This window comes from Bordetella tumbae, assembly GCF_965139195.1.
In the GTDB taxonomy this organism is placed as follows: domain Bacteria; phylum Pseudomonadota; class Gammaproteobacteria; order Burkholderiales; family Burkholderiaceae_B; genus Bordetella_A; species Bordetella_A tumbae.
On the sequence record NZ_CBCSJH010000011.1, the window covers coordinates 41,767 to 55,542 of the forward strand.

Here is a 13,776-nt window from a genome sequence, read left to right on the forward strand (position 1 = left end):
AGTCAGTACGAACTCAAGCGTAGCGATAGCGTGCGCCAGGATGCGATGCCGGCAAGTGCGGTCCGCGTCCCGGGAAAAGTTTTTCACGCAGCGTTCCTGGCGCATACTGCGTCGCATAGCGGCCACGGCTCTGCAATTCAGGCACGACCAGATCAACAAATGAGGTCAAGCTCTCTGGCACGACCAGGCGTCGCAGATTGAAGCCGTCCACGCCCGTCTGATCGACCCACTCAATCAATTGATCCGCGACCTCGACGGGGCTGCCCACGATAAAGGGCCCGCGCCCGCCAATCTGATCAAAGCGCGCCATATCACGTGGCGTAATCGGCCGGCCTGCACGCTTGGTCAGATTCTCGACCGTCGATTGCAGCGCATTGCTTTTGACGAACTGCAGCGGCTCATCGGGATCGAGCCTGGAAAAATCGATGCCGGTCCAGCCCGATACCAAGACCAGCTGCCCGACGGGATCCACATAACGCGCGTATTCCTCTTGCAGCGCCCGGGCCTCGGCTGAGGTGGGCGCCACCAGGACGGTCGCGCCCAAATACAGCAGGACATCGTCGGCCCGGCGGCCCGCGTCCACGGCATGCTGACGAATATCGCGTGCCGCCTGCGCCACAATCGCGGGCGTTTGCCCCTCCAGGAACACGCACTCGGCATGCGTACCAGCAAAGGCCTTACCTCGACCCGAGGCGCCCGCCTGATACAACAAGGGCGTGCGTTGCGGTGAAGGCTCAGCCAGATTGAAGCCCTCCACGCGATAATACGGCCCCTCATGAACGACCTTTCTCACCTGCGCAGGGTCGATATAAGCGCCACGGGGACGGCGGTCCCGAATCACGGCCGAGCCGCTCCAACTCCCCTCCCACAGCTTGTAGGCAGCCTGCAGGAAATCCTCGCCCGCGGCATAACGCTCATCATGCTCGCGGGCTTTCGCGAGGCCCATTCCACGCGCGGCGCTATCCAAATATCCGGTCACGACATTCCAGCCGGCCCGGCCCTGAGTCAAGTGGTCCAACGTAGAAAAACGGCGCGCAAACTGATAAGGATGCTCGTAAGTCAGATTTGCGGTAACACCAAAGCCGATATGCGTTGTCGCATGGGCCATCGCAGGAACCGTCAATATTGGGTCGTGCGAAGGAGATTGCGAGCCTTCGTGCAACGTCGCCCCGGCATCTCCACCATAGATGTCGTAGATCCCGAACACATCGGCCAAAAACACACCATCAAACAAACCGCGCTCGGCCGTCACGGCCAGGTCTACCCAGTAGTCCAGGCGATTGTGATCCACGGAACGATCGCGGGGATGCCGCCAAAACCCCGCCCACGAATGGGACGGCGCGTTCATATGAAAAGCGTTCAGGCGTATGTGCTTGCTCATTTGCGAGACGTAATGGTGCGGTTCCACAGATCCTGAGCGCGTTCGTGCGCCGCCCAGTATTTATCCCAATTGGGGTGATACAGCGTCTTGGCTTGCTCGGACGTGTAAATCAGCTTGGCAGCCAACGACTTGTCCGCATCGATGACAGGGGTGAGCAAACGATTGGTCGGCCCGTAGTTGAAATCCACGGCGTTGCCCAGTTGATACAAGGGGCCATAGATTTCATTCAAGAACTGAGCCGCCAATTCCGGATGCGGCGTCCCTTTCACGATATCTGCCGTCGACGCATAGGCAATCGACCCTTCCTTTGGACGCACGGCACGAGCGGGTTTGTACACGTCCTGCAGAGAATAGGCCCGGCCGTCCGCGATCACGGTCAGCCAGATATCGCCTGACTTGATCAATTGCTCGGCTTGTTGCGAGGTGGACCAATAACTGCGCGCGCCCACACGCGCGACTTCTTCCACGGCCTTGCTCAAATCGCTTTCGTCGCCTCCGAGCAGCCGTGAAGTCTGAATCAGCAACGCGCGGCCAGCGCCATTGGCCAAATCGGGCAAGGCGACATGGCCCGCCAGCCGCTTATCCCACAAGTCTTTCCAGGAGACTGGGGCCGGTATCCCTGCTTCTTGATACTTGTCCGCGTTGTAGACAAAGATCGCAGACACAAAATCGAAATCCGGACTATAGCCATCCACACCCTTGGCCTCGTCGAAGGCCAGACGCGCATTGGGCACCTTGTCATAGTCGAACTTCTCCAATACCCCTGCCTGGATAGCCTGGGCACGTACATCGCCATCGAGCAGCACGACGTCATAGGGTACATTTCGTCCACGCGCCGCCACCAGCTTGGCTAGATGATCGATGGAAGCCCCGTCGATGAACTGCACCTTCACGCCAGTCTTGTTCGTAAAAATGTCGCCGGCGTATTTGATTTGCGTCTGGGTGGATTTTCCTCCCCACGACGATACGCGCAACACGATATTTCCGTCCGGCGCCGGCTGCGCCGCCGCGATAGCTCCAGCCAAGGTCAAGACCGTGGCGGAAAACACTTGCAACCATTTCAAAATAGCATCTCCGGAACAGGTTTCGAGAGCGCAGCGCTTAGTCTCGCACCAGTACTCGCTCTAGTTGAAAGAATCGGTTCAACAGCAGTAAAAGAACGGCCCAGGCCGCCACGATCAGGGTACTGAGTGCGGTGATCGCGTTGTCGAATTCGACTTCCATGGCCGTGAACAACTTGACAGGCAATGTAGGGGTGCCGGGGTCTCCCATGAACCAGGCCACCACGACGTCATCGAACGACAAGACGAACGCGAACAGCATGCCGGCGATAACGCCCGGCACGATCAACGGTACCGTCACTCGCCAGAACACCTGCCACGGCGTCGCGCCCAGATTCTGGGCTGCCTCATCCAGCGTGTTGTCATAGTGTGCAAAAGCGGCAATGACCGAACGCACCAGTAACGGCAAGGTAAACACCGACTGCATCAACACGATGCCGGCGCTGTTGCCATTCAAGCTGTAACCCCAGCTGTCGGCGACCCACATGGAAAACTTGAATCCCGCCACGGCAATCACGATGGTGGGAACACCCAGTGGCGCGATACACAAGGTGTTGATAATCGAACTTCCCGGCAAGCGGCCACGCACCAATGCCAACGACAAGGGCACACCCAGCACTGTCACCAGCGCGGTTGTCCAGGCGCCCAAGGACAAGCTATAGCGCAGCGCGTCAAAATAGGGATCTGGAATGGACTGATACCAATGCAAGGTCCAGTCACTCGGCGGAAAAGCCAAGGCACCGCTGCGCGAAAACGAGGCGCTGACGATCCCCAGGAACGGCAAAACCAGAAACAACGGCACGGCCCAAATGGCGGCTCGCAATAACGCCCGCTGAACACGCGACGACATCGTTGTGTTCATCACACTCGGCTCCGGCCTAGTTTCAGAGCGAGCAACATCGCCACCGACGCAGCTACCATCGTCAAGATCGCCGCGGTGGCCCCGACGGGATAATTCAGCAGTCCGCGCATCTGCTGATCAATGTACAGCGCCATCAACATAACCCGCTTGCCGCCAAGTATGGCGGGCGTCACCAATGCGCTGATGGACGCCATGAAAACCATCAAGGTTCCCGCCACCAGTCCTGGACGACTCAAGGGCAGAATCACTTTCAAGAACACCTGCCACGGCGCCGCGCCCAGATTGATGGCGGCCTCTTCCAACGCAGGATCGATTTTCCGTATGACCGCCATCAACATCAACACCATGAACGGCAACTCGACATGCACCATCCCGATGAGCGCACCGGTGTAGTTGTATATCCATTCGACAGGCTCCGCTCGCAGCCCCGCCGCCTGCAGAATCTGATTCAGCACACCTCGCTCGCTGAGCACGGGTATCCATCCGAGATTCCGGATCACAGCACTGATCAACAATGGCAATACCGTGATGAACAGCAAGGGCGTGCGCCATGGCCCCCGCATGCGAGCCAGCTTATAGCTGAATGGAAAAGCCATCACCGCACAGATCAAGGCTGTCGATGCACCGAACAGCCCGGTATCCCAAAGGATCCCCAGATAATAGGTATCGGTGAGAAAACGCTGGTAATTCACCAGGCTCCATTCAGGACCCACCCTGCCCATGCTGCCCCCGGGATGCAGGGACAGCGCCAGCAGGTAGCAAAGCGGCGCCAGAAAAAACAAGGCCAGAAAAATCGAACCCGGCACAGCCAACGCCCCGACGCGGGACAACGCGGCCTCGCGCCTGCCGATGCAGACCGATGAGGTCTCCGACACACGCAATACAGCGTCTTGGCTCATGCCGTTGCCTCGTCAGGCAACAGCAACGCGTCCTCATGACTCCAGCTCAGCGTGACCGCCTCGCCCGACACCGGTATCACCCGATTGTTGACCTTGGCTACGATGCGTACGTCATCTTCGGCCCGCACGTCCACCAGCCAGCCATCTCCCGCGTAAGTGACTTGCTCCACCTGGCCGCGAATCCGATTGGGCAGCTCTGCACCCAGCTGAATACGCTCCGGACGCAACGCCAGCAGCAACGGTTCTTCCCGCTCTGGGCGACGCCCCGCATCGAACTCCACTCGCCATTGATAGGTTCCGCCGGGGCGCCCCACAAGCCACCCGCCCCTTTCTGGATCCTGCTTCGCACGCACGGATAACAGATTGATCTTGCCAATAAAGCTCGCCACGTAACGATCGGCAGGCCGATCGTATAGCGTCTTGGGCGCGCCTATCTGCACAATGCCGCCTTGCCGCATGACGACGACACGGTCCGACAGGCTCAACGCCTCGTTTTGATCGTGCGTCACAAAGATCGTGGTAATGCCCACCTCTTTCTGAATACGCTTGATCTCCTGTTGCAACTCTTCGCGCAGCTTCTGATCCAGTGCCCCCAAAGGCTCATCCAGCAACAGCACGCGGGGGCTGAATATCAACGCCCGTGCCAGAGCGACCCGCTGTTTCTGACCTCCCGACAATTGATCGGGATAACGATTCCCGTAGCCAGGCAATCGAATGCGCTCCAACGCATCCTCTACGCGCCGCCGAATATCGTGTCGATTGACCTTGCGCAGCTGCAGTCCGAATGCCAGGTTCTGCGCGACGGAAAGATGAGGAAACAAGGCATATTGCTGAAACACCATGCCCGTGTTGCGCCGGTAGGCTGGCACGCTCGTCACATCCTGTCCTGCAATACGCACCACTCCTGAGTCCGGCGCAATGAACCCCGCCACCATGCGCAAACATGTCGTTTTCCCGCAGCCGCTCGGGCCCAGCAAGGTCAAGAACTCGCCGTCTTGCACCGACAGTGAGACCTGATTCACCACCGGCGCGCCACCGTAGTTCTTTACAACACTCTGGAGCTCGACGCTTGCCATGATCCTGGAGGCTCAAAGTTGATAGCCCGGACCGCCGCCATCAAGCGCGAGGGTCGATCCATTGACGAACGCTGCCGCATCAGACAATAGGTATGAGGCTGCATGTGCGACATCCAAAGGTTCGCCCGGCGCACCCAATGCAACGGAGGCATACTGGTTTTTACCCTTGCCATCACCGGGTTCCGCGTCCTCTAGCGCCTGATAACGCGGAGAGCGAATTGGGCCAGGCGCAATAGCGTTGGTCCGTACGCCATGACGGCCATAGCGACGGCCCAGGCCTTGAACCAGCAGATCCAGGGCCGCATTCACACTGGAGCCTGGAAAATGCTGTGGTGGAGGATCAATACCTCCACGCCCGCTAATCACGACGACCGCGCCCTTTCCTTGTTTGATCAACACAGGCAAGGCCGCTCGGACGACGCGTACGCTTCCCAATAGCTTTGCTTCCAGCACGGCATACCAGGCATCGTCGCTCAATTCGAGAAAGTCGCCGAATGCGCCCACATTAGTGCTGACAACCACGCCGTCCAATCGGCCGTAGGTCGAAACGATATGATCCGCGGCGGCCTGCACAGCGCTGGTGTTCTTCACATCCAGTGCGAGTAGACGAATACCAGCCGACTCAACGAAATCCTCCGCGCGCACTGAGCGCGAACTCGCGATCACCGTTGCGCCTTCGGTGGCAAGGTGCCGCGCTATCGCGCCGCCCAGCGCGCCCGACGCCCCAGTGACCCAAATGACTTTCCCAGTATGTGCTGCCATCGCTCGATTTCCACGATCTCAGTTGTCTCGTCGCACCGGACGAAAGTCGACCATCCTATCGAGCCCATACGTTCACACCAACCAAGTTTTCCTTGTTTGCATATAGCTTCTATCCTTCCTACCTATTTTCAAATAAGACATCCGTCGTTATCGCGACGCCAACTTGTGATTAGTATTTCCGGTCTTATTCATTGAACGTGGAATATCCTCACATGACTCCCTCTCGTTCATCCGCTCCGCGCTAGCACGCGCCCTCGTTCGCGATCCGGAGCTGCTGCTCTTGGATGAGCCCTTCGCGGCACTGGACGCTCTGACGCGGCTGCAAATGCAGAGATTGATCGCCCGCCTATGGCAACGCCATGCCGCGACGATTCTGCTGGTGACGCACGACGTAGATGAAGCCCTGTTGCTCGCCGATCGCGTGCTCGTTCTGGAGCACGGACGTGTCGGCGAGGATCTGCCTATTGATCTGGAGCGGCCGCGCCGAACGACACAATCCGATTTTGCTCAGTTGCGCGAGCATCTGCTCAAGCGGCTCGGCGTAACGGAACAACAGGACGCCTGATTCTCGTCATTCTTTTTTCTCTGGAGCCTCAACCATCGTGTCTGCCTCATCCCTGCCCCCCATCGAGCTGTCCGATCTACTCGCCCTGCTACCGTGGGTAGCCGAGCAAGAAGCCACGCCTGATCGAGACACCCCCGCGGTCACGCAAACCCTCAAGAGGCTCAAGCAAGCTCGCGTCGGCGCTCTGCGCCTGCGGCGCGATGAGGGTGGCGGCGGCGTTTCCCTGCCTCAGCTTTTTGATTTTGTCATAGTGCTGGCTCGCGCCGACTCCAGTGTCGCCCACTCGCTGCGCAATCACCTCAACGTCACCGAGACATTTCTCATTGACCGCTCGCGTATCCCCGTCTTTGAGGACTATCTGGGCCGCGTTGCGAAGGGCGAAACGTTTGGCACCTCCGCGACGGAACTGGGCAAGCAGAACGTCGGCAACCTGAAATACGACACGGCGGTGACCGCCACGCCCGACGGACTGCGCCTGAGCGGCCGCAAGTTCTACAGCACAGGAAATCTCTACGCCGACTATCTGTACGTCTATGCAGTCAACACCGAAGGAAAATCCACCAAAGTCGTGGTTCCGGCATCGCGTCAAGGCGTCGACGTGGCCGATGACTGGGACGGGTTTGGCCAGGAATTCACCGGCAGCGGCAGTACAACCTACACCAATGTCGCCGTCGACCAAAACGACATCGTCGATGATACCCAGGGCACCAAACTGCCGTACTTCGCGACGTTCCCGCAGTTATATCTCTCCGCTGTGGTGGCCGGAATCCTGCAGCGCATAGTCGATGACGCGGTCGTCCTGCTCAAAGCCAGGGAACGTAATTTCTATCATGCAGTAGAGCCTGTTCCGGCGGATGATCCCCTGCCGCAAACCGTCATCGGGCGACTCGCCAGCGCGGCACATCTGGCTCGAGTCGGCGTCCTCGAGGCCGCTCAATGGCTAGGCCAGGCATTCGACAGCGCGGCCACGGGCAACCCCGATGCCCAGCTATTCGAACGGGCCGCCGAGAGCACTGCTCGCACCAAGGTGGTCATCGACGAATTGGCCCTGAGGGCCGCGGGCGAGCTGTTCGAGGTCGCGGGCGCCTCCGCCATCCGGCGCGGCAACCGCTTGGACCGTCATTGGCGCAATCTGCGCACCGTCACGGCGCATAACCCGATTGCATACAAGGCACTGGCCATCGGACGCAAGCTCGTACATGGCACGCCGTTACCGTCGCTGTCCTATTTTTGATAGCCCTTTTTCCTGTTTCTGGATCTATCATGACTCTGCCATCCTCTTCGACACCACTCGTCTCGTTCGAGACTATCACCGCACAAGCCTTGCAAGACATCCTGCACGACGGCAACGAGCTCGCGGTCTTGGACGTACGCCCGCAAGGCATCTATGCCCGCGAACACCTGCTGCTGGCGGCCTCGGCACCTTATTGGCGGCTGGAGCTGGATATTGACAGTCTGGTCCCGCGCCGCCACACACGTATCGTGCTGATCGATGCGGATGGCAGCGAATCCACTCAAGCTGCGCTCAAGCTGACCATCCTGGGATATAGCAGTATCCATATCCTGCAAGGCGGCATCACGAGCTGGAAGGCCGCTGGCTTCGAACTCTACAGCGGCACCAATGTACTGAGCAAAGCATTTGGCGAACTGCTGGAACACGAGTTGGGCACGCCTCACATCGATGCCAGCGAACTCAAGCAACGCCTATCGCGAGGCGACAATCTGGTCGTGGTCGACAGCCGCACGAGCGAGGAATTCGAGGCGTTCAGCATCCCCGGCGCGCACAGCCTGCCTGGCGCTGAGTTGGTCTATCGTATTGGCGAGGTTGCCCCCGATCCCGAGACACTCATCGTCGTGAATTGCGCGGGCCGCACACGCAGTATCGTCGGAGCGCAGACCCTCATCAACGCAGGCCTGCCCAATCGCGTCGTATCGCTGCGAAACGGCACAATGGCGTGGCTGATCGAAGGAGAAACCCTGGCCAATGGCCGCGTGCAGCCCGCACCGACACCGCGTGGTCACTCTCTGGACGTCGCACGGCAGCGCGCACGCGATATGGCGCAACGGGCCGGCGTGACGCAACTGGATGGCGAGGCATTGCAGGCGCTGGAACGCCAGGGCGTGACCGTGTACCGCTTCGATGTCCGCGACAAACAAGAATACCTGGCAGGGCATTTACCCGGCTGGCGATGGGCCCCCGGCGGCCAACTGGTGCAAGCGACAGACGAATACGCTGCCACGCGCGGCGCACATATCGTGCTGGCGGACTGGGATGGCGTACGCGCCCAAACGACCGCGGCGTGGCTGGCCCAATTGGGCGGCTACCACGTGCATGTTTATGCCGTCCATGCCGAAACACAGCACGCCCTGGAAATCGGTCCTGAAACACAACGGGTGCTGCAGGCGTACTCGGAGTCTCCCGAGTGGATCACGCCCACCGAATTGGCCGAGTTGCAGAAGCATGCCAATCCTGAAGTCATCGAGATTGAAAACAGCGTCGCCTATGCCCGCCGCCATATTGCCGGCGCGCGCTTTATCGCGCCGCATGGCCTGCAGGCTCATCTGGCAAGCCTGCCGGCCAATACCCCTGTCGTACTGGCCTCGACAGACGGCACATGGGCTCGTGCCGTCGCGCAGGCCCTGGTCGCACAAGGGGTGCCAGCGCGGCCGCTGCAAGGCGGCACAGCCGCCTGGCATCAGGCTGGGCTTGCCTCGGGCCAAGGCCGTGAACGCTTGCTGACCGGGCGAGACGATGCCTGGTACAACCCATACGTGTTCGATACGATCGAGGAACGGGATCGCAACTTCAACACTTATCTGGATTGGGAGCTGGGGCTCGTCACCCAGCTGGAGCGCGAGCCCCGTACGGGCATAGACCTGAAGGGATCCTTGCACGCCCCAGCCTGAACCGGGGCTCACCCGAACATGCCGAGGCTTACGCCTCGGCGTACTGACTCGCGGGCCGCGGCAAGGCGAAATGATCCCGCAATGTCGTACCCTCGTAATCGCGTCGAAAGAGTCCGCGCCGCTGCAAAATGGGGATGACATGATCCACCACCGCCTCCAGGCCGCTCGGGAACACATCGGCATTCAAGTTGAACCCATCGGCGGCACGCTGCAGAAACCAGGTTTCTATCGTATCGGCGACTTGCTCGGGTGTCCCGATCACAATGCGATGCGCGCCGGGATTTCTGTCCAGCAACTCCCTGACCGTCAGATTATCAGCGCGCGCCAGTTGCAACGTTGCGTCCACAAAACCCTGCGACTGATCTCCACGCGCTACCTTGGCTATCTTCTCGTAAGGTAATGGTCGGTCCAACGGCAGATCATCGGCGTCCACCCCCAATACCTGAGCAAAGCCAGCAAGCGCAGCCTCCCAATCGATCAATTCATCCATCTCTGCTTTACGCGCGCGGGCTTGCGCTTCGGTACCGCCGATGACGGGGAACAGCCCCGGCAGGATATGAATGTGTTCAGGATTGCGTCCCAACGCGCGAGCCCGGCCCTTGATGTCCGCATAGAAGCGTTGGCCGCCCTCCACTGTCGTTTGCGCCGTAAACACAGCGTCTGCCGTTGCGGCCGCCAGCTCACGCCCGCCTTCCGAAGAACCCGCTTGTATCAATACCGGCCGCCCCTGCGGGCTGCGGGGCAGGTTCAATGGCCCATCCACTTGAAAATAGGTTCCACGATGGTGAATAGCATGCACACGGTCGGGGTCGGCGTAGCGCCCTGTATCCTGATCCGCCAACAACGCGCCGTCCTCCCAGCTATCCCAGAGCTTAGCCAGCACATCGACAAATTCGCGGGCACGCGCGTAACGCTCGGCCTTGTCCGGAACACGCGATAGACTGAAATTCGCTGCCGCCGCCGCATCATAGGTCGTCACGACATTCAAGGCGACACGTCCTCCCGTCAGATGATCCACACTGCTGAAGCGGCGTGCGAGATTGAACGGATCGTTATACGTACTGGACGCCGTGGCGATCAACCCCAGATGTGTCGTGTGAGCGGCCAACGCCGTAAGCAGCACGGTGGGCTCCAGCGCCTGCGATGGCCCTCTCGCGTGTCCTTTTAGTGCCACCGCGTCAGACAGGAACAACGCATCGAGTTTTCCGCGTTCGGCCACATTCGCAATCTGTTGGTAAAACCGCAGATCAACAATGGCATTAGGTTGATTCAGCAGCCGCCAACCCGCGGGATGACGGCCCAGCGCGGTCACATTCGTGTTCAGGTGTAGTTGACGTTTCGCTGTCATGAGTCACGAAAATCCAATAAGAAAACAAGCTCACGAGTATGCGAGAACACGACCCATTGGTCTAATATCCATTCGCGATTTGCGTAGCACCGGTTGTCGTAAGCACGCAGATAGACGAGCCCGTGGCATCAATGCACGTTAAGTCAATTGAGCTATGTAGAAATTAAAACTTATTGGTTCGTTTGACACGATGCCGTTTCTATACTGACTCATTCGATCACGCTATATCACCACGGGTGGCAAATGCTTGCCAAGGAATCGATCATCTCCGCCGAGTCCATCGGCACGGATGGCACAACGACGTTAATTTCACCAACGGCAATAGGCTCTCGCGACGCCGTTGACCCAGGGCGCGCCAGGCGCGTTGCCATACCAGAAACCGTATGGCGGCTATTGGTCCCGCTATTGCTGGTGATTACCTGGCAAGCCGTATCCTCTCTCGGTTGGGTCAACGATTTCGTGTTGCCCTCTCCGGCAGCGGTATTGCAGGCCTACGGTGAACTATGGCAGTCCGGCGATCTGCAGGCTGCCCTGCACATCTCACTCTGGCGTGCTGGGCTGGGACTGCTGATTGGCGGCGGCGCGGGTCTGCTGCTAGGACTGGCTGCAGGCCTCTCCCGCAGCGCGGAGCGCGGCTATGACGCCTTGCTGCAAATGCTGAGGACGATTCCGTTCATCGCACTCGTGCCCATCTTTGTCGTCTGGTTCGGCATCGGTGAGACCTCGAAAATCGCGCTGATCGTCGGCGCGTCGATTACCCCCATGTACTTGAGTGTCTATCACGCCATCCGCGGCATCGATCCCAAACTGAGCGAATTAGGCCAGGCATTTCATTTATCGAGGCAGCACTATATCCGCCTGATTGTATTGCCCATGGCCTTGCCGGGCATCCTGGTCGGCACACGCTACGCCGCGGCCGCCGCGCTGCTTGCGCTCGTCGCGGCAGAGCAGATCAATGCCAGTGCCGGCATCGGCTTCATCCTCAACAACGCCAATCAATTTCAACGCACCGACATCATTCTCGCGGGCATTTTGGTGTACGCCGTTCTGGGCATTCTCGTCGATGCCTTGCTGCGCCACATTGAACAGCGCGTCTTGAGCTGGAGATAGACCGATGGCTACCGGGAATCATGCCGTGCCACATACCGTGGCACAGCTATCCAACGTCACCAAACAATATGGCGAAAACACCGTATTGAATGGGGTGGATTTCGAAGTGCGCAAAGGCGAGTTCGTGGCGCTGGTGGGCCCGTCCGGCACCGGAAAGACCACACTGCTGCGCATCCTCGCCGGTCTGGAGTCGACAAACGGTGGCCAGGCCCACGTAAAAGGCACGACCAGTGTGGTCTTTCAGGATGCACGGCTGATCCAGGCTCAACGCGTATGGAAAAATGTGCTGCTGGACGAGTCGAGCCGACGTGGTGCGCGCGGGCACGCCAAAGCGGCCCTGCGCGATGTGGGGCTGGAGGAAAAGCTCGATAGTTGGCCACGCAGCCTCTCCGGAGGCCAAGCGCAGCGTGTCGCCGTCGCGAGAGCCTTGTATCGCCAGCCTGAGCTGCTGCTTTTGGACGAACCATTCAGCGCACTGGATGCCTTCACACGGCGCGGCGCGCAGAGCCTGGTCCTGCAGCTGTGGGCCAAATATACGCTGGGCGTCGTGATTGTCACGCATGACCTGGACGAAGCCCTGATTCTTGCCGATCGCATCATCATCCTGTCCAAAGGACGTATCCAGCATGAAACCCGTGTCGACCTGCCGCGCGAACGGGATACGACCTCAGCAGCGTTCAACACCCTCAAGCGAGAACTCCTGCAGCAGTTCTCGCGCGGCATGCACTGATCCTCCCATCCTCTTCACTCGAATCACACATCTGAATGCGCCTCAACACCCTCCTGCAAGCGGCGGCCGTCGCCGTTACCGCCGTCTCCGTATCTCCACCGACTATCGCCCAGGCTGCGCCAGCGCTGCAGGGCACGACGCTGACCGTGGCCTATCAGGACCCCGCATTTCCTGCGCTAGTCGAGAAATCCGGCGTCCTCAACGGCTCACCTTATAAGGTGGATTGGGTATTATTGACCGGGCCTGCGGCGAATCTATCCGCGCTCTATGCGGGACGCGTCGATCTGGGTCACATGGGAGACACGTCGCTGACGATCGAACAGGCCAATGCCCGCACGGAATGGACTGCCGACACGATTCCTCTGCGTATCGTAGCCGGCTGGCGTAATGCGTATTCGAAAGATTTTCCGCCGCTCATCACAGCGGTGCGCAGTGACACCAAGATCACCAGCCCACAGCAAATCAAAGGACACAAAGTCGGCTATAACTACGGTGGCTATAACCATGCCCAGTATCTGGCTACGCTGGTGCAAGCCGGCCTGACCGAGAAAGACATCGAACCCATCAAGTTCAATGACGGCGCCACCTCGGCCGCGGCGTTCAATTCGGGGCAAGTCGAAGTGTATGCAGGAGGCCTGGCGCCGGTGCTCAGCACGATTCGCTCCGGGGCTGGCCACATTCTATTGACTGACCGCGAGACGGCCATTCCGGCGCTCGGGGTCTGGACGGCGACCTCATCGGTCCTGAAAGATCCGACCAAAACCGCCGCACTGCAGGACTTTTTCGGAAAACTGTCGGGTTACTGGCCCTGGCACGAGGCACATCGTGACGAAGTCCTGGCAGTGCTGAAAGATAAGCTGAAGATATCCGACGAACGAGCGGCCTTCGAATACCAGATTCGCAGCGGCAGTTTCATTGCCTTCACGCCGGAGCTCATCGCTCAGGAACAAAAGATCGCCGATATCCTGCACGAAGGGAAAGCCATACGTAAACAGGTCAACGTCGCCGTCGAATACGATACGACGTTCAACCAGGCACAAAAAGCGATTTGGCCCGTCCCTGCCAAGCCTTGAAC

At 59.4% G+C, this 13,776-nt stretch carries 13 protein-coding genes; 6 read left to right on the plus strand and 7 right to left on the minus strand.

What is annotated here, in order from left to right:
* Positions 1 to 13: 13 nt before the first annotated feature.
* The 6 genes from ACNA0J_RS13940 to ACNA0J_RS13965 are packed head-to-tail and all read right to left on the minus strand — an operon-like array spanning position 14 to position 6,041.
* On the minus strand, positions 14 to 1,381 hold the full coding sequence (locus ACNA0J_RS13940; protein ID WP_415819472.1) for an LLM class flavin-dependent oxidoreductase: 1,368 nt from the start codon (positions 1,379 to 1,381) through the stop codon (positions 14 to 16).
* Positions 1,378 to 2,445 carry an extracellular solute-binding protein gene (locus tag ACNA0J_RS13945; RefSeq protein ID WP_415819473.1) on the minus strand — a complete coding sequence of 356 codons (1,068 nt, stop codon included), beginning with the start codon at positions 2,443 to 2,445 and terminating at the stop codon, positions 1,378 to 1,380. The genes ACNA0J_RS13940 and ACNA0J_RS13945 overlap by 4 nt, the downstream gene beginning before the upstream one ends.
* A 37-nt stretch (positions 2,446 to 2,482) precedes the next feature.
* Positions 2,483 to 3,304: an ABC transporter permease gene (locus ACNA0J_RS13950; RefSeq protein ID WP_415819474.1), complete on the minus strand. Its 822-nt coding sequence runs from the start codon at positions 3,302 to 3,304 to the stop codon at positions 2,483 to 2,485.
* Positions 3,304 to 4,203, minus strand: coding sequence for an ABC transporter permease (locus ACNA0J_RS13955; protein WP_415819475.1), 900 nt, complete (start codon positions 4,201 to 4,203; stop codon positions 3,304 to 3,306). Before ACNA0J_RS13955 ends, ACNA0J_RS13950 begins: the two co-directional genes overlap by 1 nt.
* The gene (locus tag ACNA0J_RS13960) at positions 4,200 to 5,279 is read right to left on the minus strand and encodes an ABC transporter ATP-binding protein (RefSeq protein ID WP_415819476.1); all 1,080 of its coding nucleotides are present in this window, start codon (positions 5,277 to 5,279) and stop codon (positions 4,200 to 4,202) included. Before ACNA0J_RS13960 ends, ACNA0J_RS13955 begins: the two co-directional genes overlap by 4 nt.
* A 12-nt stretch (positions 5,280 to 5,291) precedes the next feature.
* Positions 5,292 to 6,041, minus strand: coding sequence for an SDR family NAD(P)-dependent oxidoreductase (locus ACNA0J_RS13965; protein WP_415819478.1), 750 nt, complete (start codon positions 6,039 to 6,041; stop codon positions 5,292 to 5,294).
* A gap of 280 nt (positions 6,042 to 6,321) precedes the next feature.
* Between ACNA0J_RS13965 and ACNA0J_RS13970 the strand changes: the two genes are divergently transcribed.
* Genes ACNA0J_RS13970 through ACNA0J_RS13980 form a run of 3 tightly spaced genes read left to right on the plus strand, consistent with a single transcriptional unit; the run spans position 6,322 to position 9,513 of the window.
* Positions 6,322 to 6,606, plus strand: coding sequence for a hypothetical protein (locus tag ACNA0J_RS13970; RefSeq protein WP_415819479.1), 285 nt, complete (start codon positions 6,322 to 6,324; stop codon positions 6,604 to 6,606).
* 37 nt (positions 6,607 to 6,643) lie between these two features.
* Positions 6,644 to 7,840 (plus strand): acyl-CoA dehydrogenase family protein, encoded by a 1,197-nt coding sequence (locus ACNA0J_RS13975; RefSeq protein WP_415819480.1) that lies wholly within the window; start codon positions 6,644 to 6,646, stop codon positions 7,838 to 7,840.
* A 29-nt stretch (positions 7,841 to 7,869) separates the two neighbouring features.
* Positions 7,870 to 9,513, plus strand: coding sequence for a rhodanese-like domain-containing protein (locus tag ACNA0J_RS13980; protein ID WP_415819481.1), 1,644 nt, complete (start codon positions 7,870 to 7,872; stop codon positions 9,511 to 9,513).
* A gap of 28 nt (positions 9,514 to 9,541) precedes the next feature.
* Here ACNA0J_RS13980 and ACNA0J_RS13985 read toward each other — a convergent pair whose 3' ends face one another.
* The gene (locus ACNA0J_RS13985) at positions 9,542 to 10,861 is read right to left on the minus strand and encodes an LLM class flavin-dependent oxidoreductase (protein WP_415819482.1); all 1,320 of its coding nucleotides are present in this window, start codon (positions 10,859 to 10,861) and stop codon (positions 9,542 to 9,544) included.
* 243 nt (positions 10,862 to 11,104) lie between these two features.
* Here ACNA0J_RS13985 and ACNA0J_RS13990 point away from each other — a divergent pair, with 243 nt between their 5' ends.
* From ACNA0J_RS13990 to ACNA0J_RS14000, 3 genes are read left to right on the plus strand one after another with little or no spacing between them, the layout of a single operon-like run.
* Positions 11,105 to 11,971 carry an ABC transporter permease gene (locus tag ACNA0J_RS13990; protein ID WP_415819483.1) on the plus strand — a complete coding sequence of 289 codons (867 nt, stop codon included), beginning with the start codon at positions 11,105 to 11,107 and terminating at the stop codon, positions 11,969 to 11,971.
* 4 nt (positions 11,972 to 11,975) lie between these two features.
* Positions 11,976 to 12,701: an ABC transporter ATP-binding protein gene (locus ACNA0J_RS13995; RefSeq protein WP_415819484.1), complete on the plus strand. Its 726-nt coding sequence runs from the start codon at positions 11,976 to 11,978 to the stop codon at positions 12,699 to 12,701.
* A gap of 35 nt (positions 12,702 to 12,736) precedes the next feature.
* Positions 12,737 to 13,774: an ABC transporter substrate-binding protein gene (locus tag ACNA0J_RS14000; protein ID WP_415819486.1), complete on the plus strand. Its 1,038-nt coding sequence runs from the start codon at positions 12,737 to 12,739 to the stop codon at positions 13,772 to 13,774.
* The last annotated feature ends 2 nt before the right edge of the window (positions 13,775 to 13,776 follow it).

Bases quoted from the DNA above. Each gene is read 5' to 3' on its own strand.
- ACNA0J_RS13940 (WP_415819472.1), bottom strand. From the start codon at position 1,381: ATGAGCAAGCACATACGCCTGAACGCTTTTCATATGAACGCGCCGTCC.
- ACNA0J_RS13950 (WP_415819474.1), bottom strand. From the start codon at position 3,304: ATGAACACAACGATGTCGTCGCGTGTTCAGCGGGCGTTATTGCGAGCC.
- ACNA0J_RS13955 (WP_415819475.1), bottom strand. From the start codon at position 4,203: ATGAGCCAAGACGCTGTATTGCGTGTGTCGGAGACCTCATCGGTCTGC.
- ACNA0J_RS13960 (WP_415819476.1), bottom strand. From the start codon at position 5,279: ATGGCAAGCGTCGAGCTCCAGAGTGTTGTAAAGAACTACGGTGGCGCG.
- ACNA0J_RS13965 (WP_415819478.1), bottom strand. From the start codon at position 6,041: ATGGCAGCACATACTGGGAAAGTCATTTGGGTCACTGGGGCGTCGGGC.
- ACNA0J_RS13980 (WP_415819481.1), top strand. From the start codon at position 7,870: ATGACTCTGCCATCCTCTTCGACACCACTCGTCTCGTTCGAGACTATC.
- ACNA0J_RS13985 (WP_415819482.1), bottom strand. From the start codon at position 10,861: ATGACAGCGAAACGTCAACTACACCTGAACACGAATGTGACCGCGCTG.
- ACNA0J_RS13990 (WP_415819483.1), top strand. From the start codon at position 11,105: ATGCTTGCCAAGGAATCGATCATCTCCGCCGAGTCCATCGGCACGGAT.
- ACNA0J_RS13995 (WP_415819484.1), top strand. From the start codon at position 11,976: ATGGCTACCGGGAATCATGCCGTGCCACATACCGTGGCACAGCTATCC.
- ACNA0J_RS14000 (WP_415819486.1), top strand. From the start codon at position 12,737: ATGCGCCTCAACACCCTCCTGCAAGCGGCGGCCGTCGCCGTTACCGCC.